At 70.6% G+C, this 23,789-nt stretch carries 16 protein-coding genes and 2 pseudogenes; 12 read left to right on the top strand and 6 right to left on the bottom strand.

Annotated elements, in window-relative coordinates; all coding sequences use genetic code 11:
- Positions 1-199, bottom strand: a pseudogene (locus MKL11_RS22355) (porin family protein); the annotation flags it as partial.
- A 578-nt stretch (positions 200-777) separates the two neighbouring features.
- Here MKL11_RS22355 and MKL11_RS22350 point away from each other — a divergent pair.
- Positions 778-1,260, top strand: coding sequence for a DUF2721 domain-containing protein (locus MKL11_RS22350; RefSeq protein ID WP_243947407.1), 483 nt, complete (start codon positions 778-780; stop codon positions 1,258-1,260).
- 93 nt (positions 1,261-1,353) lie between these two features.
- Positions 1,354-1,554 (top strand): hypothetical protein, encoded by a 201-nt coding sequence (locus MKL11_RS22345; protein WP_243947405.1) that lies wholly within the window; start codon positions 1,354-1,356, stop codon positions 1,552-1,554.
- A 67-nt stretch (positions 1,555-1,621) separates the two neighbouring features.
- Here MKL11_RS22345 and MKL11_RS22340 read toward each other — a convergent pair whose 3' ends face one another.
- The 3 genes from MKL11_RS22340 to MKL11_RS22330 all read right to left on the bottom strand — a co-directional run bounded on the left by MKL11_RS22340 (position 1,622) and on the right by MKL11_RS22330 (position 2,672).
- Complete coding sequence (locus MKL11_RS22340) at positions 1,622-1,822, bottom strand: hypothetical protein (protein ID WP_243947404.1); 201 nt, start codon at positions 1,820-1,822, stop codon at positions 1,622-1,624.
- Positions 1,823-2,008: 186 nt separating this feature from the next.
- Positions 2,009-2,368, bottom strand: a complete 360-nt coding sequence (locus MKL11_RS22335; protein ID WP_243947402.1) for an energy transducer TonB — start codon at positions 2,366-2,368, stop codon at positions 2,009-2,011.
- 61 nt (positions 2,369-2,429) lie between these two features.
- Entirely contained in the window at positions 2,430-2,672 is a 243-nt protein-coding gene (locus tag MKL11_RS22330) for a hypothetical protein (RefSeq protein WP_243947400.1), read from the bottom strand.
- A gap of 176 nt (positions 2,673-2,848) precedes the next feature.
- On the opposite strand from MKL11_RS22330, the gene MKL11_RS22325 reads away from it, so the two are divergent.
- The 7 genes from MKL11_RS22325 to MKL11_RS22295 all read left to right on the top strand — a co-directional run bounded on the left by MKL11_RS22325 (position 2,849) and on the right by MKL11_RS22295 (position 13,255).
- Entirely contained in the window at positions 2,849-3,673 is an 825-nt protein-coding gene (locus MKL11_RS22325) for an outer membrane protein (protein ID WP_243947398.1), read from the top strand.
- An 86-nt stretch (positions 3,674-3,759) separates the two neighbouring features.
- The gene (locus MKL11_RS22320) at positions 3,760-4,146 is read left to right on the top strand and encodes a hypothetical protein (RefSeq protein ID WP_243947396.1); all 387 of its coding nucleotides are present in this window, start codon (positions 3,760-3,762) and stop codon (positions 4,144-4,146) included.
- Between the two features lie 275 nt (positions 4,147-4,421).
- Positions 4,422-5,453, top strand: a complete 1,032-nt coding sequence (locus tag MKL11_RS22315) for a helix-turn-helix domain-containing protein (protein ID WP_243947394.1) — start codon at positions 4,422-4,424, stop codon at positions 5,451-5,453.
- 439 nt (positions 5,454-5,892) lie between these two features.
- Complete coding sequence (locus MKL11_RS22310; RefSeq protein WP_243947393.1) at positions 5,893-6,264, top strand: hypothetical protein; 372 nt, start codon at positions 5,893-5,895, stop codon at positions 6,262-6,264.
- 137 nt (positions 6,265-6,401) lie between these two features.
- Positions 6,402-7,706, top strand: a complete 1,305-nt coding sequence (locus MKL11_RS22305) for an efflux RND transporter periplasmic adaptor subunit (protein WP_243947392.1) — start codon at positions 6,402-6,404, stop codon at positions 7,704-7,706.
- Positions 7,707-7,716: 10 nt separating this feature from the next.
- On the top strand, positions 7,717-10,947 hold the full coding sequence (locus MKL11_RS22300) for an efflux RND transporter permease subunit (RefSeq protein WP_243947391.1): 3,231 nt from the start codon (positions 7,717-7,719) through the stop codon (positions 10,945-10,947).
- Positions 10,948-11,257: 310 nt separating this feature from the next.
- Positions 11,258-13,255, top strand: a complete 1,998-nt coding sequence (locus MKL11_RS22295; RefSeq protein WP_243947390.1) for a methyl-accepting chemotaxis protein — start codon at positions 11,258-11,260, stop codon at positions 13,253-13,255.
- A 12-nt stretch (positions 13,256-13,267) separates the two neighbouring features.
- On the opposite strand, the gene MKL11_RS22290 is transcribed toward MKL11_RS22295, so the two are convergent.
- Positions 13,268-13,624, bottom strand: a complete 357-nt coding sequence (locus MKL11_RS22290; RefSeq protein WP_243947389.1) for a hypothetical protein — start codon at positions 13,622-13,624, stop codon at positions 13,268-13,270.
- A gap of 78 nt (positions 13,625-13,702) precedes the next feature.
- A pseudogene (locus MKL11_RS33610) lies at positions 13,703-13,999 on the bottom strand (FixH family protein); the annotation flags it as partial.
- Positions 14,000-14,682: 683 nt separating this feature from the next.
- On the opposite strand from MKL11_RS33610, the gene MKL11_RS22280 reads away from it, so the two are divergent.
- The 3 genes from MKL11_RS22280 to MKL11_RS33190 all read left to right on the top strand — a co-directional run bounded on the left by MKL11_RS22280 (position 14,683) and on the right by MKL11_RS33190 (position 23,789).
- The gene (locus MKL11_RS22280; RefSeq protein ID WP_243947387.1) at positions 14,683-17,985 is read left to right on the top strand and encodes a family 43 glycosylhydrolase; all 3,303 of its coding nucleotides are present in this window, start codon (positions 14,683-14,685) and stop codon (positions 17,983-17,985) included.
- Between the two features lie 542 nt (positions 17,986-18,527).
- Positions 18,528-20,228 (top strand): S8 family peptidase, encoded by a 1,701-nt coding sequence (locus tag MKL11_RS22275; RefSeq protein WP_243947410.1) that lies wholly within the window; start codon positions 18,528-18,530, stop codon positions 20,226-20,228.
- 24 nt (positions 20,229-20,252) lie between these two features.
- The gene (locus MKL11_RS33190) at positions 20,253-23,789 is read left to right on the top strand and encodes an autotransporter domain-containing protein (protein ID WP_279600657.1); all 3,537 of its coding nucleotides are present in this window, start codon (positions 20,253-20,255) and stop codon (positions 23,787-23,789) included.

Below are 23,789 nucleotides of genomic sequence, written 5' to 3'. Positions count from 1 at the left end.
CGAAGACCGAGCTGTTGGAGCGGCTGCTGGCGTCGAAGGCGTAGCCGGCGTTGATACCGAAGTAGGCGCCGGTCCAGGTGAACACCGGCACCGGGGTGAACACCGGCGGCGGCGCGGCGCGGCGCGGCAGGTCGGCGGCGGCAGCCGCGCCGGTCAGGAGGGCCGTGGCGGCGCTCGCGAGAAGAAGCTTCTTGATCATGGGGTCCTCTGTCTCCCGTTCGGCGGGATGTGTGCCCGGCGACAGAAACGGCAGGTTGAGGAAGCGCGATAGTGCAGCGCTGCAACAGGGCGCCCGCGGGCCCCGAACCAGTGGACGGCCGCGTGCGGTTGAGCACATCCCGCACCCAGGAAAGCCGATCTCGGACCGAAAATTTGTATCTCGACGTTTCCGGCAGCAAAAAACCCCGCCGCACGAAGGCTGACGGGGCTGTAGTTTGCTCGAGAACATTCCCAGGACCAACCAGGAAGCTTCGGCTCCTGTTAGATCCGAGTGGCCGGCGGCCCGCAAGCCCATCGAGTACTGTTGTTAGCGGTTAAGATTAATTTACCTGCCCTGCCCCTCGGATACCGGTCGTAAACCGCGCGTGGACCTCCGCCGGTCTGGGATCGCGGGGCTTCCTGCGAGGCCGCGGCAAGCCCGCGATGCCGGCTGCCGGGTTGCGCCCGCACGGCATCCTGTGGTGACCCTCCCGGCATGCCGTGTCCGAAGACATCCGCCGCCGCGCGGGACGATGCCGAAGCCCGGGCGGTCGTTCCGCCCCCGCGAGCGTAATGCCCATGTTCGGCTTCTCCCTGAGTTCCACCGAGCCCGACAGCATCGCCCACATCATCCAGGTCGCGCTCGCACCGGCCTTCCTGCTGTCGGCGCTGGCGACTTTGCTCAACGTGTTCTCCACCCGCCTCGGCCGGATCTCCGACAAGGTCGACACGCTCTCGGGGGAGATCGCCAAGGTGACGGATGCGGAGGCCGCGCGCCTGTCCCGCCGGCTGACCTTCCTGCGGCGGCGCTCCTTCGTCCTCGACGTCGCCGTGGTCCTCGCCTCACTCGGCGCCTGCCTGATCGGGATGGCCGTGCTGACCCTGTTCGTCGGGGCGATGCGCGATGCGGCGACCGCCTCGATCCTGTTCGCCTGCTTCGGCGCGGCCCTGGTCTGCACCGTGGCGGCGATCGGGGCGTTCATGACCGAGATCCTGATGGCCGGTCACGGGGTGCGCGACGAGGTCGATCACCAGCAGGACAAGGTTCCGGCGCGACGGTGATCCGCTCGCGTTTCGCGTTGCGCGCCCGAGGAACTTCGTCTTAATCTCGACGGTGCTTGATTCCGCTCGCCCGCCGCGTCCGAGTGTTCCGCCATGAGCGTCGCGATTCTGGTTGCCCTCATCGCCGGCGCTCTGTGCCTCGGGATGCTCTCCTCCCTCCTGCCGTTCGGGCGGCGGGACGAGGACGAGGAACTGCCCGGCGAGTGCGACTACTTCGATGCCGGCGGACCGATCATCGACCTGGAGCCGCTGATCCCGCTGCTCGATGCGAAGGCCATCGAATCGAAGCGGTGAGCGCGGTATTCTTGTCGCGTGGGGCCGCCGGCCCGATCGCATCCGGGCGGCGGCCCCGACCGTCGCTCTAAGCGGCCTCGTCGTCCGAATCGTCCGCGTCCAGGATGGTCTCCAGGTCGCCCACCAGGGCGTCGAGCTGGTCGGCGGTGGCCTTGAGCTTCAGCTTGGTACCGTCCTCGGCCTCCACCGCGATCTCGATATGGTCCTCGACCTTGGCGGCCAGGGCCTGCTTGATGGTGTAGGTCGTCACGTCAGCCTTGTCGGCCATACCGGTCTCCTCGTTGGGCTGCGGGCAACGCGGATTGTCCGGCATCGGCGCTGCGGCAGAAGCTCGCGTCGCGGACTCTTCGCGGACTCTTCGCGGGCTGACCGGACGGGCGGCGATGACGGCGGGATCCGTCGAAGAATTGCCCTTCCTACGGGCAGACCCCGCGAAGATCTCGACACCCCTGCCCTAGCGCCGGCCGCCGGTATGCCGCCCGACCACCCGCTGGCGGTGGGTCGGCGCAACCGGAAGCTGTGTCGGGCGCGCCACGATGTCGGGGCGGAACGGCGGCGGCAGGGCCGGCAGCAGGTCCGGCCTGGCCCGGGGCGTCTCGACGACGACCGCTTTCAGCACGATCGGCCGGGCCGGCTCGGTCAGGGCGAGCGGCTTGCCGGACTTCGCAGCCAGCGTCCCGATGGCCCAGAGCGCCAGACAGATCAGGCCGACCCCGACACCCGTCCAGGACGGTTCCGAGCGGACCATCAGGGAGGCGGCGCCGGTCAGGGCGGCCGCGGCTGCGAACAGGCGGGGGGTGGGATCGCCGGACATCACGGCGCCAGCCTCAATGAGGCCGGCTGAGGTCCGGTGAATCGCATCGCTCGAATGCGACTCAATCCGCCAGGCTGGAGGGCGGCTGCCAGGTGGCGCCGGGATGCTCGCGGATGTCGCCGGCCCGGGCACCGGTATCGGCGTCGCTGGTCCAGTCGCTGGGCTCGGTCACGCTGGCGATCTCCGCATCCGGGTAGGCGGCCGCCAGGAACAGGCGCGCCTCGCCCTCGGCCTCGGCCCGCACGGTCACGAGCGGCTTGTCTCCGGCCGGATCGCGGATCTGGGCGATGAACAGCTTGGTCATGGGGGCCTCCGCTACCGTGGGGCGCCAACGAGCCGGCGGCACGATGGTTCAGGCCGACCGCCGGATCGCGCCGAAATTCCCTTCCGCAACACCTGTGGCCGCAGCGATACAGCTTGAGTGTGGAAAACCGGGTAATTTCACGCTCGATAGGAACATTCGCTGGGGAAAGACCAGTCATGAAGACGCTTCTGGCCTCGTTGGCCGCCTTTACCGCTCTCACCGCCGCCGCCTCGGCCGCCGACCTGCCGCGTCGCGCTCCCCCGCCGGTGTTCACCCCCGTCCCCGTGTTCACCTGGACCGGCGCGTATTTCGGTATCAACGCCGGCTACGCCTTCGACGCCAGCAGCAACAACACCTCGAGCTTCGCCGTTCCGGCCCCGTACGGCAACGGCACCACGGCCTATTTCGGCCAGCGGAACCAGGAAGGTTTCACCGGCGGTGGCCAGGTCGGCTATAACTTCCAGTTCACCCCGGGCTCGGGCGTGGTGGTCGGCATCGAGGCCGACGCCCAGTATCTCGACTTCGGCCGCAGCCGGAACAACGCCCTGCTGGTCGGCGGCCTGGCCCCCGGCTACTACGTGACCGACCCGCGCGGCCTGTCGAGCCTCGATTTCTTCGGCACCGTGCGCGGCCGCCTCGGCTACGCCTTCGACCGGGTCCTCGTGTACGGCACCGGCGGCTTCGCCTACGGCTCGGGCAGCGCCGACCGCTCCTTCGGCGGCTACGCCGGCAACGACAGCTTCCGCACCGGCTACGCCGTCGGCGGCGGCATGGAATACGCCCTCCCGGTCGACTCGTTCCTGAACTTCTTCCGGTCGAGCGCCGTGACGGTCAAGGTCGAAGGCCTGTACGTCAATCTCGACCGCAACACCCGCAACCAGGGCGCGTTCGTGATCAACGCCGCCAGCAACATCCCGGCCTATTACAGCCCGATCGGCCGCCGCGCCGACGAGTTCGCCGTGATCCGCGCCGGCCTGAACTACAAGTTCGGCTCGTACTAAGACGGAAAGACCGCCCGGCCTGACGGGCCGGGCGTCGATCACGGTCGGCAACGCCCCGGGAGCGGAAGCTCCCGGGGCGTTGCCGTTTGCGCAGATCAGCCTGGACGGCGGAAGCCACCGCGCGGGGTTGGGCGCGCCCGGTGGCTGCCGGGCCGCGCCCGATCATCGCCCGCTCCACCACGCCGGCACCGCCGTCCTGCCCGGGTGGGGCGGCCGCCGGGAACAGCCTCGGCGCCGATACCGTTGTTCAGGTCCTGTCGGTCTCGGCCGGCTCTTCTCAGTTCGAGCGTCTCATGACCAGCCGTACCCTTCAGTCCACGCTTCTCGCCCTCGCGCTCGTCGCCGGCAGCGCCGGGATGGCCGCCGCCCAGAGCACGCCCAACGGCAATACCTCGACGTCGGGCGCCCCCGCCGGCAGCAGCAGCACGGGCAACGGCGCCACGGGCAGCGGTGCCGCCCCCAGCGGAAAGTAACCCGGCCTTAACCATAAAGGCCGAAAGACCGGTCGATCCAGGAGCCCAGCGCTCCGACGACCGTGCTTCCTTCAGCCCCGCGGCCCTTCCCGGCCCGCGGGGCTTTTTCGTGACTCGGCCCGGGCGAGGGCAGGTCTGAATACGCCCTGCGCCGACCCTTCCCCGCGCGAATGCGGCGCCATTCGTGAAACCTTGACCTTTCATCTGAATAACAGCATCTCACATCAGTACGCGGCCGGCTGCGCACGCGAATATCCGAATGCGTGACTCCGGCGATGCAGTCGAAATCAATCCTGGAGATGGGCGGGGACGAGCCTGGTCTGCATCAGGCCGCTTCCTGGCGTGAGGCCGTCGCGCCGTTCTGGGACTTCTCCATCCGGCAGGAGGATATCGCCGACTTCCGCGGGCGATCGCAGGTCCGGCACCTGGGCAATGCCGTCCTGTGCCGTGCGAGCGCCTCCAGCCTGCGGTTCGAGCGGCCGCGCGCCCTGGTCGCCCGCATGGGCGTCGATCACATCCTGGCGCATGTCCGCGTGTCCGGCCGGTCGCGGATCGCGATCGACGGCAGCGAGCGCGATTGCGGGCCGGGCGATATCTGCCTGTTCGACCTGTCCCGGCCCCTGGCCGCCCGCTCCACGGATTACCGCGCCCTGACGCTGGTGCTGCCGCGGCCGCTGTTCGGCGCGGAGGCGGGCGATCTCGACGCGCTCCACGGGACCGTCCTCCAGGGCGCCACCCCGTTCGGCCGGCTGCTCGCCGACCATCTGCGCGCGCTGAGCGCCCATGCCGACGGGTTCTCGGAGCGCGAGGCGCGCGCGGCGGCGGCGGCGGCGGCGACGCTGATCGCCGCCGCCGTCCCGCGCCTGTCCGGGGGCGACCGGACCGGCCAGGCGCCGGAGCGCGCGCCGCTCCTCGTCGCCATGCGGCGGGTGATCGAGGCCGAGCTGGCCACCCCGGGCCTGACCGCCGAGGCGCTCTGCGGGCGGTTCGGCGTCTCGCGCAGCGCGCTCTACCGCCTGTTCGCCCCGATGGGCGGCGTGGCCGGCTACATCCGCCAGCGCCGGCTCGACCGCGCCTACCAGGAGCTCGCCCGCGCCGGGGAGGGCCGGCCCGCGCGGATCTCCGAGGTCGCCTACCGGTGGCATTTCGAGACTCCCGCGCATTTCACGCAGGCCTTCCGGGACGCGTTCGGCTGCCCGCCCCGGGACGTCCGCGCCCAGGCCCGGGCCGGCGCACCGCCCTCCCCGCTGCCGCTGCGCCAGGACTGGGCCGATTTCTACGACTGGATCCTGCGGCTGTCCGCGTGAGCGCGTTCGCCCCGGTCGCGCGCCCGGCCGGACTTCTCCTTGGACATCCCCGCTGCGCGCCGTCGCCGCACGTGCGGCGGCCATCGGAACGTCAAGACTGACCGCGGACCGCGTTGTGGCGTGCCGTCGATGACGGAGCGCGACAGGCCCCCTCTCCCGCACGGGCTACCGGATTCACGCATCGCGCTTGGCAACACGAGCGGAGGGTGAAGCGCGGGTCCCCTCTCCCGCACGGGAGCGGGGGCGCGTCGCGCCTCGCCGCAGACGATGTGCGAATCCGGTAGCCCGTGCGGGAGCGGGGACCCGCGCGGCGTCCTGTCCCGCCAGCCCGTTCATGGCCGCTCGGGCGTGGCGGTTCCCATCGCCCGGTGGAGCCGCGACCGGTCGAAAGTCTCACGGCCCTTGTGTGCCCGGGGCCCGATCGCCCATAAGAGCCGGGATGAAGTCTCGGATTCGGCAGGCGGGCGCGGGGCGCGGCTGGCGGGCGATCGCCGCCCGCATGCTCGCGCTCGTGCTCGCCGTGTCCATGGCGCTATCCCTGGCCGGACCGGGCGTCGGCCTCGCGGCGGATCTGGCGTTCCATGCGGGCGGGCATCACGACCGGGTCGACGGGCCGTCCCTCGTGCAGGCCGGTAACCGCGTCGATCCCGGCGTGACCGAGCATCTCCATTGCGGCTGCCACCAGGTCGCGCCCCTGGAGATCGGGATCCCGGCGCCGCCGGCGGTTGCCGGCCGGCCGGTCGCGGTCCGGATCGCCGCCGCCCTCCCCTCGTTCGTCCCGGACCGCCTGCCCCGGCCGCCCCGCGCGTGAGCTGACGCCGCCGCTCGTCGGCGCGCGTCCTGTCCGGGCGGCCGAGCAGGCGCCCGGCTCGCCCTCACGCGTCCTCTGAACGGGATCCCCCGGACGCCGCCGCGCGGCTGTCCGGGCTCCCGGCCGGGCAGGTCCCCATGCGTCTCCTCCTCTCCGCCTTCCTCCTGGCCGCCGGCATCCTCGTCGGCGCCGCCGTTCCCGGCCTGTCCGGCTCCGTCCGGGACAGCCTCGCGGCGATCGGCCTGACCCGGCCCGCCGGCGATCCCGGTCCCGAACCGGCCGGGCACGATCACGGCCCGGCACAGGCCGCCGCGCCTGACGGCCATCAGGCCGCCGACCACGACGCGCCCGCGGAGGCGGGCGTGATCCGGATGCGGCCGGAGCAGGTCGCGGCGCAGGACATCACGGTCGCGCCGGTGACCGGCGGGACCCTGGCGCGCCACCTCCTCGTCCCCGGCACGATCACCCCCGACACCGACCGGATCGCCCGGGTCCCGGCCCGGGTGGTCGGGACCGTCGCGGAGATGCGCAAGCGCCTGGGCGATGCCGTCCAGAAGGACGAGATCGTCGCCGTGCTCGACAGCCGGGAGGTCGCCGACGCCAAGAGCGAGTATCTCACCGCCCTGGTCCAGGTCGAACTCCAGACCATCAACTTCGAGCGCCAGCAGAAGCTGCTGGCCTCGCGCTCGGCCTCGGAATCGGCGTTCCAGAGCGCCCGCGCGGCGTTCCTGGAGACCCGGCTGCGCGCCGACCTCGCCCGCCAGAAGCTGTCGGCGCTGGGGCTCGACGCCGCCGCGGTCGCGGCCGCGCAGACGCGCGACGAGGCGACCCCGACCCACTCGACCCTGCGCCGCTACGAATTGCGCGCGCCGCTCGCCGGCCGCGTGGTCGAGCGGCGGGTCGATGTCGGCTCGGCGGTGGGCAAGGAGGGCGACCCGGCCGAAATCTATCTCCTGGCCGATCTCTCCACCGTCTGGATCGAGCTGTCGGTGCCGACCCTCGACCTCGCCCAGGTGCAGGAGGGCGCGCGGGTCACCGTCACCCCGAGCCGGGAGGGCGGCGAACGCCGCGCGGACGGGCGGGTGATCTTCGTGAGCCCGTTCCTCAACGCCGAGACGCGCTCGGCCCGGGTCGTGGTCGCCCTGCCCAATGCCGACCTGGCCTGGCGGCCCGGGACCTTCGTCACCGCCGAGATCGAGATCGCCCGGGAGGACGTGCCGGTCCGGGTGCCCAAGGCGGCCCTCCAGACGATGGCCGGCGCGCGCGTGGTGTTCGTGCGGACGCCCGACGGCTTCGCGATGCGCGCGGTCGAGCTCGGGCGCGCCGACGACGAATCCTACGCGGTCACCGCCGGGCTCGCGCCGGGTGAGGCCATCGCGGTCGCCAACACCTTCCTGCTGAAGGCCGAGCTCGGCAAGGCCGAAGCCGGCCACGACGATTGAGGCGCCGGACATGCTGAGCCGCATCCTCGACGTTTCGATCCGCCAGCGCTGGCTGGTCCTGCTCCTCGTGCTGCTGGCGGCGGGGTTCGGCGCCACGGCCCTGACCCGGCTGCCGATCGACGCGGTCCCGGACATCACCAACAACCAGGTCCAGATCAACACGCTGGCCCCCGCGCTGTCGCCGGTCGATATCGAGCGGCAGGTGACCTACCCGGTCGAGACCGCGCTGGCCGGCATCAAGGGGCTCGACTACACCCGCTCGCTCTCGCGCAACGGCTTCTCGCAGGTCACCGCGATCTTCGACGAGGGGCTCGACATCTATTTCGCCCGCCAGCAGGTCGCCGAGCGCCTCTCCCAGGTGAAGGGCGACCTGCCCCCCGGCGCCGAGCCGCATATGGGGCCGATCGCGACGGGCCTGGGCGAGATCTCCATGTGGTCGGTCCAGTACGCGGCGCCCGGGGGGCGGAACGTCGCGCCCGCCGGCAGCCCGGGCTGGCAGCCGGACGGCAGCTACCGCACCCCGGAGGGCCAGAGCCTCGCCACCGCGCTGGAGCAGACCGCCTATCTGCGCACCGTCCAGGACTGGATCATCCGGCCCCAGATCCGGACCGTGCCGGGGGTGGCCGGGGTCGACGGCATCGGCGGCTACGAGAAGCAGTACCACGTCCAGCCGGACCCGACGAGGCTGACCGCCCTCGACCTGTCCTTCGCGGATGTCGTCCGGGCGCTCGAGGCCAACAACGCCAACCAGGGCGCCCGCTACCTGGAGGATAACGGCGAGGGCTACGTCGTCCGCGCCGCCGGCCGCCTGGAGAGCCTGGAGGCGATCGGCGACGTGGTGGTCGCCACCCGCGGCGGCGTGCCGGTGCGGGTCCGGGACGTGGCGACCCTGCGGTTCGGGCGCGAATTGCGCACCGGCTCGGGCAGCGCGGACGGCCGGGAGGCGGTGATCGGCACCGCCCTGATGCGGATCGGCGAGAACAGCCGCACGGTCGCGGCCGCGGTCGCCGCGCGCCTGGACCAGATCCGCCGCACCCTGCCCCCCGGGATCGTCGTGCGGACGGTGCTCGACCGGACAATCCTGGTCGAGGCCACGATCCGCACGGTCGCGCAGAACCTCGCCGAGGGCGCGGCCCTGGTGATCGCGATCCTGGTCCTGCTGCTGGGCAACATCCGGGCCGCCCTGGTCGCGGCCCTGGTGATCCCGGTCGCCATGCTGATGACCGTGACCGGCATGGTCGAGGCCAAGATCTCGGCCAACCTGATGAGTCTCGGCGCCCTGGATTTCGGGCTGATCGTCGACGGGGCGGTGATCATCACCGAGAATGCGCTCCGCCACCTCGCCGAGCGCCAGCACGCGCTCGGGCGCCGGCTCGACCGGGAGGAGCGCCTGGAGACGGTCCGGGCCTCGGCCGAGGAGATGATCCGGCCGTCGCTCTACGGGCAGGCGATCATCATCCTGGTCTACGCGCCGCTCCTGACCTTCACGGGGGTCGAGGGCAAGATGTTCGAGCCGATGGCGCTGACCGTGATCCTCGCGCTGGCCTGCGCGTTCGTCCTGTCGCTGACCTTCGTGCCGGCGCTGATCGCCATCGTGATCACCGGGCGGGTCACCGAGGGCGACAACCGGCTGATCCGGGGCCTGAAGGCCGCCTACCGGCCGCTGCTGGCCGCCTCGGTCCGGGCGCCGGCGCCGGTCCTGGGGGCGGCCCTGCTGCTGCTCGCCGGGGCGGCCCTGCTGTCCGCCCGGCTCGGCACCGTGTTCATCCCGCAGCTCGACGAGACGAGCATCGCGCTGAACGCGAGCCGGATCCCCTCGACCTCCCTGACCCAGTCGCAGGCGATGCAGCTCAAGGTCGAGCAGGTCGTCGCGGCCTTCCCGCAGGTGGCCACCGTGTTCTCGAAGACCGGCACCGCCGAGATCGCCTCCGACCCGATGCCGCCCAGCGCCTCGGACACGTTCGTGATCCTGAAGCCGCAGGCGGAGTGGCCCGATCCGACCCTGACCAAGGCGGCGCTGCAGGCGCAGATCGAGGCGGCCGTGAGCGCGCTCGCCGGCAACGTCTACGAGTTCTCCCAGCCGATCCAGCTGCGCTTCAACGAGCTGCTCGCCGGGACCCGGGGCGACCTCGCCGTCAAGGTGTTCGGCGACGCCTTCGAGCCGATGCTGAAGACCGCCAACCAGATCGCCGCGATCCTGCGCGGCATCGACGGCGCCGACGACGTGAAGGTCGAGCAGATCGCCGGCCTGCCGATCTTCGAGATCGGGATCGACCGGACCGAGGCGGCCCGCCTGGGCCTGAGCACCGGGGCGATCCAGGAGGTGATCGGCGCCGCGATCGGCGGCCGGGAGGCCGGCTTCGTGTTCGAGGGCGACCGGCGCTTCCCGATCGTGGTGCGCCTGACCGACGCCGTCCGGGAGGACCGCGAGGCCCTGGAGAACCTGCCCGTGCCCCTGCCCCCGGGGCCGAACGGCAAGGTCGCCTCCGTGCTGCTGCGCCAGGTCGCCAGCTTCTCCGTGACCGAGGGGCCGAACCAGATCTCCCGGGAGAACGGCCGGCGGCGCGTCGTCGTCACCGCCAACGTTCGCGGCCGGGACATCGGCTCGCTGGTGGCGGAGGCGCAGGCCAAGGTCGCCGACCAGGTCGCGCTGCCGGCCGGCTCCTACCTGACCTGGGGCGGCCAGTTCGAGAACCTCGCCTCGGCCCGGCGGCGCCTGACCCTGGTGGTGCCGGCCTGCTTCGTCCTGATCTTGCTGCTGCTGACCTCGGCGCTCGGCAGCGCCCGCGACGCGCTGCTGGTGTTCTCCGCCGTGCCCCTGGCGCTCACCGGCGGCATCGCGGCCCTGTGGCTGCGGGGCATGCCGCTCTCGGTGCCGGCCGCGGTCGGGTTCATCGCGCTCTCGGGCGTGGCGGTGCTCAACGGCCTGGTGATGCTGACCTCGATCAAGCAGCGGGCCGCCGCGGGAAGGCCGCTGCGGGCGGCGATCCTGGAGGGGGCGCTGACCCGGCTGCGGCCCGTGGCCATGACGGCGCTGGTCGCCTCGCTGGGCTTCGTCCCGATGGCGCTGGCCACCGGCACGGGCGCCGAGGTGCAGCGGCCGCTGGCCACCGTGGTGATCGGCGGTCTGATCAGCGCGACCCTGCTGACCCTGGTGGTGCTGCCGGCGCTCTACGCGCGCTTCGGGCGGGCCCACCGGGTCGCGGCCCCGGCGCAGGCCGAGGCCCGGCGGGCGGCCTGACCGGACGCGGCCCCCGCGGATCGGGCTTCGGCTGGCCCGCCGCGGGCCCATTCCGGACCGTCGGCGCCGAAGCAATCGGCACCGGCATGATCAGGGCGCGAATTTTTTTGTTTCATGTTCGTGTCGAACGACCCGCTCCAAAGGGTATCGAATCACTTATCGAGAGATAAGGGATGGATCATTGCTTGCCGATACTGGGATGCATCGAATTGTAACATTCCTGTAAATCTTGACATCGGCATGATGCGCTAGGAAAGCTTTACCCTTGCCGTGCGAAGACGATTTAAATTCTTCATAGGATGGTGCTGCGATGAATTTAGGTATCCGCCTCCGGCTTTACGCCGGTTTCAGTCTTTTGGTGTTGATCTCCGCGGTTATTGGCATCTATGCGCTCTATCAGCAGAGCTTCATCAACGAGCAATACGCGGCGCGGGGCCGGCTCGAGACGATCGCCCGGACCGTCTTCACGCTCAACAGCCGCGCGGCGAACCTGACCGGCCAGGCCGAACAGAGCCGGCTCGCACCGAAGCCGGAGCAGATCGCCGCCCTGGAGCGGAGCCGGCAGGCGATCGAGCAGACGACCGAGGCGCTGGTCACCTTGGCGATCGCGGACGAGGGGCGCCGGCTCTACGCCGAGGCGCGCGATCACGCCCGGGCCCTGAAGCCGGAATTGGACCGCCTCGCAGCGGCGGGCACCAGCCTGAGCGCGGCCAAGGACGGCCTGTTCACGGGCGGCGACACGCTGACCCGCGCGACCAGCGTCCTGGTGGCGGAGGTGCGTGCGAACGCGGGGGGAGCGACCCTCGCCGCCGCCCAGACCGCCGAGAGCGCCATCCTGCTGGTCCGCGTCGCCAACTGGCGCTTCCTGGCCACCCTCGACCCGAAGGGGCCGGCCACCTTCGCCACGGCCGTCGAGAAGGCCAAGGCCGCCCTGGAGGCGTTCAAGGCGAGCGAGGGCGGGGCGGCCTTCGCGCCGCAGACCCGGGCCGTCGCCGAGGCGCTCGATGCCTATGCCGGCAACTTCGATGTGACCATCCGGGCGATGGACACCGCGAAGACGGCGTTCGAGACCGGCATCAAGCCGCACACGGAGGCGATCGAGCGGGTGGGCGCGACGGCGCGGGACAAGATCAACGTCGCGGTCGAGGCGGTCGCCGAGGCGACGGCGTCCGCGGCGGCGCGCGCCCAGCAGGTGCAGATCGGGCTGGTCGGCCTGGCCGTGGTGCTCGGCGGCCTGCTCGCCGTCCTGATCGCCCGCAGCATCGTCCAGCCGATCGCCGCCATGACCGGCGCGATGAAGCGTCTGGCCGAGGGCGACACCCGGGTCGTCGTGCCCTCTCAGGACGCCACCGACGAGATCGGCGCCATGGCCAAGGCGGTGGACGTGTTCCGCCAGAACGCCATCGCGCGCACCGGGCTGGAGGCCGCCCAGGCCGCCGAGCAGGCCGCCCGCCTGAGCCGGGTCGAGCGGGTCGACCGGCTGGTCCGCACCTTCGAGCAGAACGTGTCCGCCGCGCTGCAGGTGGTCACCGGGTCCGCCACCGAGCTCGACGCGACGGCGCGCTCGATGACCCAGGTCGCCGACGACACCAACGGCCAGGCGGTGGCCTCCAGCGCCGCCGCCGAGCAGGCCTCGACCAACGTGCAGACCGTGGCGGCGGCGGCCGAGGAGATGGTCGCGTCGCTGCAGGAGATCGAGCGTCAGGTGATCCGCTCCAACGCGGTCGCCGGCACCGCCGCCCACGAGGCCGAGGCGACCAACGCCGCCATGGCCAGCCTGCGGCTCGCCGCCGATCAGATCGGCGCCGCGGTGACGACGATCTCAGGGATCGCCGGGCAGACCAACCTGCTGGCCTTGAACGCCACGATCGAGGCGGCCCGGGCCGGCGAGGCGGGCCGCGGCTTCGCGGTGGTCGCCGCCGAGGTGAAGGAGCTGGCCGGGCAGACCGCCAAGGCGACCGAGGAGATCGGCGGCCAGATCGCGGCGATCCAGTCGGCCACCGGCCAGGCCGCCGAGGCGATCGAGCAGATCGCCCGGACGATCGCGACGGTGAGCGAGATCAGCGGCGCCATCGCCGCGACGGTGGTGCAGCAGACCGCGGCGACCAGCGAGATCTCGCGCAATGCCGGCGAGGCGGCGCGGGGCACGCAGGACGTCTCGTCGAACGTCGCCCGGGTGCTGGCCTCCGCGGGCGAGACCGGCAGCGCCGCCGCGCAGGTGCTGAACGCCGCGGCCGAGCTGGCCGCGCAGTCCCAGCGGGTCAAGCAGGAGGTCGACGGCTTCCTGCGGGACATCCAGGCGGCTTGAACGCGCGCGGCTTCAACCCGCTGTGATCGGCACCGCTAGGCGCTCGAGCACCAGCCCGTCCCGGGGCGCGGCCCAGCGGCCGGGCTTCGCCGCCCTGGCCGGCGCGCCGCACTCCCCGGCCCCGGCCGGATCCGGAACCGGAACCGCGTCCGCGGCGGGCCGGTCGAAGCGCAGGTCCGCGCTGGCCTGGACGGCCCGGAACAGGCGCCCGTCCCCGCTCATCATCGGCGACAGGGAATAGACCGGCTTGCGTCCGGATCCTGGATACACCACCGGTCCCGTGGCCTTCGGCTCGGCGGCGGCAGAAATCCGGGACGCGAAGCCCGCCCAGGCACGCCCGACGGACAGGGGCGCTGCGACGTCCCTCACGCGCCCCGCCCCATAACCGAGGCCCCCGCCGCCGCGGGGCGACGAGGGGCCCGGCGAACCAGGCCGGGCCGCGCACGGAATGGCCCGGAAAACGCGTTTTTCACTCACGGTGCCGGTCTCGCCCTGGACCTTCGCTCCCAGCGCCCGCCGCGCGCCATGGTGAGCTTGCTCTTGAACCGGGAGAGGCCCGGCTCCTTGGACGGGAACGCGCGAGGGTCGAGGTCATCTCGTCCATGCTGTTGGGGCGCTGTCGATGCGCTTGGCGAAGATCACCGCGTCGGTGACGGGCTGGCCGCTGCGCGTGTCGACCAGGCGGACCGTCAGGACGGCCTCGCCGACCTTGGCCTCCGGGGTGACGAGCGCGAACCGGTAATCCGCAGGACGGCCGGGATGGATCCGGCCGAGCCGATCGCGGTGGCCCGGGTGCCGGTGTCGATGCCGGCCAGCAGAAACCGGGCGCGGCGCCTGGCGGCCCGGGCAGATCGCGGTCCTGACGGGCTTCGTCAACGCCGACACCTTGCGCCGAGCCTTTCCGCGAAGGCGCGATAGAACGGCGGCGCCCGAATCCGCGGATTCGGGAGTCGTGCGAACGATCAATTGGCTTGATCTTTTATCTGTTTCGCAGAATCGCGTCCTGCAATCTCTATTACAGATCGATGATTTGAACAATTGTAAGTCATAACCCGACCGATTTGGTCGGTCGCGACATGAAAAAATGTGCAGTTTGCCTATTGCTTCGACAAATCAACGAGATTTATGTTCCCTCATGGTCGATCTGAACGGATCGGTCGAGAAAAAGGACAAAAACGCCAATAAAATATCTTCTCCGTGTGTGTAGCAGAATAAAATATCGTCTCGATCCATGAATTTATCTTCGGATCAGCTCGATAATTCGCATCTCGTTCTGGCCGTCGAGATCAACGTCGAACGCGATCGATAGCTGCACACTGCCGTGAGACGCAACCGCATGGCGACCACGGCACCGAGCGCTGACCAGGAGGCTGCGCGCAAGACCGAAGTGCATCCAAAAAAAATACCAACTCGTTGGGGGGAATATCATGAAATACGCGATCAAGATCGCCGCCGCTGTGGTATTATCGCAGTGTGCGTCCAGCTATAGCTTTGCGGCAGGAGAATATCCGCCCTACGACGGATATTTGCTGACATATTTCACAGGCAACCGCCCGTGGGAGGAAACATTAAAATTCTCCTACAGCCTGGATGGCCGCCGCTTCAATAAATTGAACGCCGGCAATTCCGTCATCGACGCGAGCCATACCGAGATGGGCGGGCTGCGCGATCCCTACATCTATCGTGGCCAGGACGGCAGTTTCTACATGACCGCCACCGACATGCAGAGTTGGAAGGGCTGGGGAAGCAACAGAGGCATCGTGTTGATGAAGTCTCCGGATCTCATCCATTGGAAGTCCTCGGCTATCAATTTCGAGAAGCGGTTTCCCGATCTGTTTCCGGGCCTCCACGCCGCCTGGGCGCCGCAGGTCGCCTACAATCCGCTGACCGACAGGAACATGGTCTATCTGACCGTCGGAGCAAACGAGCCTTACAAGGCCTATTATGCCCATGCCAACCGTGACTTCACGGCACTGGCTGAAACACCACGGCAGCTCTTCTATTCCCGGGATGGCGTCGGCTACATCGACTACGATATCACCGAGCAGGACGGCAAATATCATATGCTCATGAAGGCGGAGACGTCGCCGCCCGGAAGCACGGCCAGGCTCAGGGTCATCAAGCATGCCGTGTCCGATCATCTGACCTGGGGATACATCCTCCCCTCGCAAGATGATGTGCAAAGAACCAGCAATGCCGTCGAGGGGCCGCAGGCTTACCGGCTGAATGACGGCAGCGGCTATATCGTCATGTACGACAACTACCTGAATGGCGGTTTCCAGCTGGTCAAGACCACGGATTTCAAGACCTTCACGCCTGTCTCGGGTTCCGACATCAATCAGCTCTCACCGCGGCATGCCGGTATCATCTCTCTGACGTCCGACGAGCTCCATCGCGTTCTCGACAACGATACCAAGATCACCGTCGAGAACGCCGCGCCCTCCTCCGCCACGGAGAGGCAGGTTCAGGCGGCCCCCTCGGCCGGCCGCGGCGACAGAAAAGATCTCGGCACGCTCAAGGCCGACAATGGCTGGGCGTCGGAAATCTGGGGCCTCTCCGCCACCGGCAGCGTCGCGGTCGGGGATTCCTACACAGACAACAACGGCCCCGACATGCGCGCCGCGGCCTGGTCGGGCACCGACCTGTCGCAGAAGCAGGATCTCGGCACGCTGAGGGCCGACAATACCGGCGCCGCGAAGGCCTATGCGGTGTCCAAGGACGGCGCGGTCATTGGCGGTATCGCCGAGAATGCCGATCAGCGGCTGCACGCGGTCACGTGGTCGGGGACGACCTGGGCGACCAAGACCGATCTGGGCACCCTGACCTCGGACCAGTCGGGCACGTCCGGCGTCTATGCGCTGTCCGGCGACGGGCGCATCGCGGCCGGCGAGTCGAGCGTCGATTCCGGGACGACCCATGCGGCCCTCTGGTCGGGCCAAAACTGGTCGGTCAAGACCGATCTCGGCAGCTTGCGGTCCGACAATTCCGGGATGTCCTGGGCCTACGCCCTTTCGAAGGACGGCGCCGTGGTCGGGGGCTACGCGGCCCCCGATCGCAGCGTCGACGTCTATTCGCACGCCACGCTGTGGTCGGGCGCCAACTGGGCGACGAAGACCGATCTGGGCACCCTGAAATCCGACAACCGGGGCACCTCGGTGGTGCGCGCGCTCTCGGCCGACGGCACCGTGGCCGCGGGCAGCAGCACCACGGATTCCGGCTACACCCATGCGGCCCTCTGGTCCGGATCGCGATGGTCGGACAAGCGGGATCTCGGCACGCTCCGGGCCGACAACAGCGGCTCGTCCTGGGTGCGGGCCCTGTCCGCCGACGGCCGGATCGCCGGCGGCATGGCCAGCACCAGTTCGGGGTTCGCGCACGGCGTCGTCTGGTTCGGCGACGGCTGGCGCAGCCGGACCGATCTCGGCACTCTGAGAGCCGATGGCGGCGGCGTGTCCGAGGTCCAGGCGCTCTCCGCCGACGGCCGGGTCGCCGCGGGCTATTCCGAGACCGATTCGGGCGATCCCCACGCCGTCCTGTGGAAGATCACCTATCCGACGACGCCCGCCGCCGGGCCCGCGGCCCCCCAAGCGCAGAGCCAGTCCGCGAGCCAGGCCCCCGCCCCGGCAGCTCCGGCGTCGGGACAGGCCCCCACGCAGCCTCCGGCGACGACGCAGCCGCCGGCACAGGCTGCGGCTGCGAATGCGGCTCCAACTCCAGCTCCAGCCTCGGAGCCGGGCCCGGCCGTACCGTCCAGCCCTTCACAGGCTCCGGTCCCGGACCCGACGACGCCCGCACCGGCTTCCAACGCTCGCATGCAGCTCGTCGACGTCACGAACACGCGCCGGTCGGTCTCCCGGCTGCGCTACGACACTTTCTCGGTCCTGGAGTTGCAGCGCCAGTCGCTCGCCTCTCAGCAACAGACCTGGTCGTGCAGCCGGGGCAGCGTCTGCTGGTCGGCCAGCGCGGGCTTCATCTCGGATGGCAGCGGCACGGATACGCTCTCGACGCTGCCCCTGAGCTACGGCTTGACCGACCATCTCACGGTCGGCGCGCACTTCAGCTACGCCCCCTACCGCGCCCTGCCGTCGCCGGCCTTCAACGACACCCGCACCGCCGTCGGCGCCGGCACCTTCGTGAACTGGCAGCAGCCCTATGCGGGCGGCGCGTGGTATCTGCGCTCCGCCTTCGCGGCCAGCCAGTACCATGCCGATATCCGCCGCCTGCAATCCACCGCGACGGAGGCGGGCACCGGCGGCGCCCGGATCGGCGGTCTCGCCGGCACGTTCGAGTTCGGGCAGAGCTTGCCGCTGTTCGGGGATCTGGTGGTGGGCTGGCACGGCGGCGTCAGGACCAGCCGCATCACCCGTCAGGGCTACACGGAAGCCAATGTGAGCTTCCCGGTGCAGTACGATGGCGTGGTCTACCGGAGCACGCTCGCCTATCTCGGCGCGGACGTTTCGGTGCCGCTGACGACGAACCTGAGCTGGATCTCCGGTATCGAGGTCGAGCAGGCGGTGCGCAAGCCGACGATGCGCTTCGCGGCGCACGCGGATTACATCGGCGATTTCAAATACGGCGCCGATCTCACCCGGACGCGGGGCGAGGCGAGAACCGGCCTGAAGTTCGGGCTGGGCAACAGCCTCACCGTGTCCGCGACCACGTCCGTGAGGACGACGGCACTCGGCACCACGGCCATCGGGGGCCTGCTCAGCTTCGGCGGTGAGCTCTAGCGCATCGTCCCGAGGGCCGGTGACCATCTTTCGGGACGATACTTCAGCCCGGTCGCGCCGGCCTGCACGGCGCTGCCTCTGCAAACGAATCGCCCTCACCACCGAACGGTCGCGTGTCGCCTTTCGGCGGTGGGTGGCATCGCGCTCCCGACGCGCGCCAACAGTCTGTCGACCCGTTGGGGCGCCGTGGCATTTCAATCACAGAGCCTGAGGAAGCATCCTCTTCGACGCTGACCGCGGCGCCATCCGCACATTCTCTATTCGAGAGCTAATGCAAGAATCGCGCCATCAGAGAATATAGCCGGCGACATCATTGGCGTGCTCCATCATAAAGTTGCCGCCCATATTTATCTCCGGTCTCAGATAAAGAGCATGATTGGCGGCGTAATCTTGTGGCGTATTATCGCTTGCGCTCTCTGTTTTTCGATCTCTAATCTGCAAAACTTCATACTGCCTGCTGCCGCAAGGCCACGATCAACGACGATCTGCTGCGGCAATGGACGGTGTTGTTTCCAGCTCTGCGGGCGATCGAGCAGTTGAAGATGCGTACACAGGCGTACACCCACGGCACGGCCCCCGGCGGAGTCCAGCGTCGGCGCTCGATCGCCACCGCACTGCGCCGCTCGACCCTCGGGCTGGCGGCGTTAGGCGCGTCGGTCTCGCACCACGCCATGGCGCAGAGCCTGGCCGGAATCGACCCGGCGACTTGGCGGACGCCGGAATACCAGGCGGATTGGGGCCTGGAGGCCATGCACGCGGCCAATGCCTACGCCGCCGGCTATACCGGCCTGGGCGTCACCGTCGGGGTGGTCGATTCAGGCGTCTACGGCGCCCACCCGGAATTCGCCGACGGCCGCATCAAGCCGATCACCATCACTGGGACGTTCGGCTCAGATGGGTACTACTTCACGGACGGGTCTGGGCGACCGGCAGATCTATCTCCGCAGCCGAGTTTCTTCAAGAATGGCGATCCCTATACAGTTTCAGGGATATACAATTCCGTCTACAACGATCCACACGGGACGCACGTGACCGGCACGATCGCGGCCTCTCGCGACGGCGTTGGTATGCATGGCGTGGCGTTCAACGCCAACGTCTTTGTCACCAACACGCGATCTACCGACGAGACGCAATATGGGGCGAACGTCGATTATGCCTATTCCAGGAACGCCTATGGCAGCCTGGCTGCGGCCGGCGCTCGCGTAATCAACTCGTCCTGGGGCAGTCCGCCGTTCGGAGACAATTACAACAGCCTGCAAGGCTTGTACGGCGCTTATTCGAAATTCAAGGACAGGCTCGGCTACATCGACGCGCTTTCCGATGTCGCCAAGCAATATGATATCATTCACGTGTTTGCTGCAGGCAACACCGGCTACAGCAATCCGAACATTCGCTCATCCGCGCCTTATTTCAGGCCGGACATCGAGAAGAATTGGGTTGCCGTTGGCGCAGCTGCGAGAGCTATGAACGGCAGTTCAAATCCTGCCGACCTCGTTCTCGCATCTTATTCAAATCGAGCCGGCGCCGCAAAGTACTGGTATGTCGTTGCGCCCGGCAGTGCCATCGACAGTGCCGCCCCGCCTTATACGCCGGGCGCCCCCTGGAAGCCCGCGCAATGGGGCATCAATCCGAACCAACAGACCGGCTACACGGCGGTGAGTGGGACCTCGATGGCGGCGCCGCATGCCACGGGGGCGCTCGCGGTGATCATGCAGCGCTATCCGTACATGACCAACGAGCAGGCCCGGGACGTCCTGCTCACCACCGCCTACCACCGCAACGCGGTCGACGGCGTTCCGGATGCCAATCCCAACGCCCCCAACGCGATCTGGGGCTGGGGCGTGATCGACCTGAACAAGGCCATGAAGGGGCCCGGCCAGTTCCTCGGCCCCGTCGCGGCCAACCTCCCGGCGGGCACCAAGGACACCTGGTCCAACGACATCGCCGAGGACGCGCTGATCCAGCGCAAGCAGGAGAACGACGCCGAGGCCGCCGCCTGGCCGACGCGCAAGGCCGTCACGGATCCGAAGCTCACGCTCCCCGCCCTGCAGGCCTCCATGCCGAAGGCCCTGTCCACCCTCGACGGCGTCGTCAGGGCGTTCCGCAGCGGCAGTCAGATGGCCATCCTCGACGCCCTCAAGGCGAACGACGCGAGCCCCATCGGCAGCCGGGTCGTGGCCACCTTCGTCGACGTGAACGGTATCGGCTGGGCTTGGCCACTCTCCGATCCGAGCTTGGCTTAAGCGCGCGGCAACATCGGCAACCGCTTGGCGAGGTACCTCGCGGGCCTGACCAGCGCCGATTATACCAAGGCCGCCTCAGCGCTCATCGCCGAATGGCAGACGGAGGTCCAGGTCGAGACCGCCCGGGTCGCCGCGTTCGCGTCGATCCCGACCCGCGGCAGCCTGATCAAGACCGGGGGCGGTACCCTTACGCTGACCGGCACCAACAGCTATTCCGGCGGCACCACCTTCGCGGGCGGTACTCTGTCCGTGTCGCGCGATGCCAGCCTCGGCGCCGCCGCCGCCCCGCTCACCTTCGACGGCGGCGTCCTGCAAATCACCGGCACCGGCTTCACCGCCACCGACCGGCCGATCACCTGGGCGAACGGCGGCGGCGGGCTCGACATCGCCGACCCGGCCAACAGCTTCACGCTGAGCCAGGCGCTGTCCGGACCCGGCGGCCTGGCCAAGCTCGGCGTCGGCACCCTCGCGCTCTCCGGGGCCAACACCTATGCCGGCCCCACCCTGATCGCGGCCGGCACCCTCCGGGCGATCGGCGGCCGGGCCATCGGCGATCAGAGCGCCGTGCTCGTCGCCTCCGGCGCCACCCTGGCGCTCGCCGACAGCGAGACCGTCGGCTCGCTCGCCGGCCAGGGCCGCGTCGCGCTCGGATCGGCCCGCCTCACCGCCGGCGGAGATGATTCCTCCACCAGCTTCGCCGGCACCCTCGACGGCATCGGCGGCCTGACCAAGGCCGGCGCCGGCACCCTGACGCTCGCCGGGACCAACACCTATACCGGCGGCACCACCATCGCGGCCGGCACCCTCCAGGTCGGCGACGGCGGCACCGCCGGCAGCCTGGTCGGCGACGTCGCCGATGCCGGAACCCTGGCGTTCGCCCGGGCCGACGCCGTCACCTTCGCCGGCACCGTCTCCGGGACCGGCGACCTGGTCCAGCGCGGCACCGGCACCCTGACGCTGACCGCCGCCCACAGCTTCACCGGGCTGACCACCCTGGCCGCCGGCGGCCTCAGCCTCACCGCCAGCGCCAGCCTGGTCTCCCCCGTCGTCACCCTGGCCGGCACCACGCTGACCAACGCCGGGACGCTCGCCGGCGGCCTCACCAATGCCGGCACCGCCATCACCGGCGGCACCATCGCGGGCGGGATCACCAACACCGGCAGCCTCACCGCCACCGGCGGCGCCCTCGACGGCGCCATCCGCAACGCCGGGCAGGTCGCGATCACCGGGCCGGTCGCCAGCGACGGGTCCTTCGCCAACGGCGCCGGCGCCGGCCTGACCGTCTCCGGCCGCTACGGCCTCGCCGGAGGCCTCGACAACGCCGGCACCGTCGCGATCACCGACGGCGGCGCGCTGCGTGCCGGCCGCGTCGCCAATGCCGGCCTGCTCACCGTCGCGGCGCGAGGCAGCGTCGTCGACGACCTCGTCAACACCGGCCGCCTGGTCAATGCCGGCGCCTACACCGCCGACGCGGTCAACGCCCCGGGCGGCACCCTGATCAACACCGGCACGTTCGCGACCGTGTCGCAGCCCTTCGCCAATGCCGGCACCCTGGTCACCACCGGCCGCCTCACCGGCGGGCTGGCCAACACCGGATCGGTCCAGGCCGCGGGCGTGCTCGCCGGGCCGGTGAGCAACGCCCCCGGCGCGGTCATCGCGCTCACCGGCCCGACCACCGGCATCACCCGGCTCGCCAACGACGGTGCGTTCGACCTCGGCGGCACCGCCCTCACGGTCGGCTCGCTCACCGGCACCGCGGCCGGCGCCACGCTCGGCAACGGCCAGCTCACGGTCGGCACCGACGGCAGTTCGACCGACTATGCCGGGCAGATCGTCGACGGCGCCAGCCCGACCGGCCTGACCAAGGTCGGCGCCGGCACCCTGACGCTGTCCGGGCTCAGCAGCTTCTCCGGGCCGGTGAGCGTCCAGGGCGGCGCGCTCGCGGTCACCGGCGCCCTGCCCAACGCCGCGCTCAGCCTCGGGTCTGGCAGCCGGCTCACCGGCGAGGGCTGGTTCGGCAGCCTCGGCCTCGGCGCCGGCAGCGTGCTCAGCCCCGGCGCCGGACCGGGCGCCCTCGGGCAGATCCGCGTCGCCGGCAGCCTCACCCTGGCGCCAGGCTCGGTCTACCGGGTCGACGCCACCCCGGACGGCCGCGCCGACCGGGTCGCGGTCGGCGGCTCCGCCACGGTGGCGGGCGCCCGGGTCGAGGCGGTCGCCGGTACCGGCGCCTGGGCCCCGCGCACGCGCTACACCATCCTGACCGCCGCGGGCGGGGTCCAGGGCCGGTTCGCGGGCGTCAGCAGCAGCTTCGCGTTCCTGACCCCGTTCCTCGGCTACGAGCCCGGCGCCGTGACCCTGACGCTGGCGCGCAACGACCTCGACTTCGCCGCCGTCGCCCGGACCCGCAACCAGCGCGCCGCGGCCGGCGCGGTCCAGGCCGGGGCGGTGGGCTCGCCGCTCTACGACGCGGTCGCGACCCTGTCGGCTTCCCAGGCCCGGGCGGCGTTCGCCGGGATGGCCGGCGACGCCCATGCCAGCCTGGCCTCGACCGCCTTCGCCACGGCCGGCCTCACCCGCGAGGCGGTGCTCGACCGGCTGCGCTGGGGCGGCGCCTCGGAGGCGCGCGATGACGGCAGCCTGCCGGCCGCCTACACGGCCGACCGGCCCGGAGAGCCGGTTGAGCCGGTGGCGGTGCCGGCGCGGGTGTTCGACCCGCGGGTCGTGAGCCTGTGGGGCCAGGGGATCGGCAGCCTCGGCCACGTCCGGGCCGACGGCGACGCCGCCGCGCTGTCGCGCCAGAGCGCCGGCTTCGTCCTGGGCGTCGACGCGCGCCTGGATACGCTCGGGATCGGCGGGCTGCGGCTGGGCGTGGCCGGCGGCCATGTCGAGACGACGCTCGCCAGCCCCGGCCAGGTCCAGACCGGGACGCTGGCGAGCACGTTCGGCGGCGTCTACGGCAGCCTGGAGGCGGGCCCGGCGGTGCTGCGGTTCGGGGCGCTGGCGGCCGACGAGCCGGCGCGGCTGCGCCGGGTGGTGGCGTTCCCGGGCCTGACCGACACGCCGACCGCCCGCACCGGCGGGCGCAGCCTCCAGGGCTTCGGCGAGGCCGGCTACCGGGTCGCGCTCGGCGCCGGCTCGGTGCTGGAGCCGTTCGTCGGGGCGGGCGCTGTGGCGCTGGGCCGGGACCGCTTCGCCGAGCAGGGCGGGGTGGCCGCGCTCGCGGGCCCGGCCCGCGGCAGCCTGCTGCCGACCGCGACCGGGGGCGTGCGCGCCGAGGCGCAACTCGATCCGGAGGCGGCGCTGCCGGTGTCGGTGCACGCGCTGGCCGGCTACCGGCGCACCTTCGGCGACGTCGTCCCGGGCGCAGTGCTGGCGTTCCGGGGCACCGGCGCCCGGTTCGTGAGCGCCGGCCTGCCGATCGACCGGGACGCCGTGGTCGCCGAGGCCGGGCTGGCGGTGCTGCTCACCCCGGCCGCCACCTTGGGCGTGTCCTACACCGGCCAGATCGGCGCCCGCGCCCAGGACCACGCCGCCAGGGGCGCGTTCACGGTCAGGTTCTGA

This window comes from Methylobacterium sp. J-077 (assembly GCF_022829365.1).
Lineage (GTDB): Bacteria > Pseudomonadota > Alphaproteobacteria > Rhizobiales > Beijerinckiaceae > Methylobacterium.
Note: the sequence above shows the minus strand (reverse complement) of the source record. Positions and strands in the feature narration are given on the sequence as shown.

What these genes read in the sequence shown, in the direction of transcription:
- MKL11_RS22350 (WP_243947407.1), top strand. Translation starts at nt 778, where the DNA reads ATGTTCGGCTTCTCCCTGAGTTCCACCGAGCCCGACAGCATCGCCCAC.
- MKL11_RS22345 (WP_243947405.1), top strand. Translation starts at nt 1,354, where the DNA reads ATGAGCGTCGCGATTCTGGTTGCCCTCATCGCCGGCGCTCTGTGCCTC.
- MKL11_RS22340 (WP_243947404.1), bottom strand. Translation starts at nt 1,822, where the DNA reads ATGGCCGACAAGGCTGACGTGACGACCTACACCATCAAGCAGGCCCTG.
- MKL11_RS22335 (WP_243947402.1), bottom strand. Translation starts at nt 2,368, where the DNA reads ATGTCCGGCGATCCCACCCCCCGCCTGTTCGCAGCCGCGGCCGCCCTG.
- MKL11_RS22330 (WP_243947400.1), bottom strand. Translation starts at nt 2,672, where the DNA reads ATGACCAAGCTGTTCATCGCCCAGATCCGCGATCCGGCCGGAGACAAG.
- MKL11_RS22325 (WP_243947398.1), top strand. Translation starts at nt 2,849, where the DNA reads ATGAAGACGCTTCTGGCCTCGTTGGCCGCCTTTACCGCTCTCACCGCC.
- MKL11_RS22315 (WP_243947394.1), top strand. Translation starts at nt 4,422, where the DNA reads ATGCAGTCGAAATCAATCCTGGAGATGGGCGGGGACGAGCCTGGTCTG.
- MKL11_RS22310 (WP_243947393.1), top strand. Translation starts at nt 5,893, where the DNA reads ATGAAGTCTCGGATTCGGCAGGCGGGCGCGGGGCGCGGCTGGCGGGCG.
- MKL11_RS22305 (WP_243947392.1), top strand. Translation starts at nt 6,402, where the DNA reads ATGCGTCTCCTCCTCTCCGCCTTCCTCCTGGCCGCCGGCATCCTCGTC.
- MKL11_RS22300 (WP_243947391.1), top strand. Translation starts at nt 7,717, where the DNA reads ATGCTGAGCCGCATCCTCGACGTTTCGATCCGCCAGCGCTGGCTGGTC.
- MKL11_RS22295 (WP_243947390.1), top strand. Translation starts at nt 11,258, where the DNA reads ATGAATTTAGGTATCCGCCTCCGGCTTTACGCCGGTTTCAGTCTTTTG.
- MKL11_RS22280 (WP_243947387.1), top strand. Translation starts at nt 14,683, where the DNA reads ATGAAATACGCGATCAAGATCGCCGCCGCTGTGGTATTATCGCAGTGT.
- MKL11_RS22275 (WP_243947410.1), top strand. Translation starts at nt 18,528, where the DNA reads ATGCGTACACAGGCGTACACCCACGGCACGGCCCCCGGCGGAGTCCAG.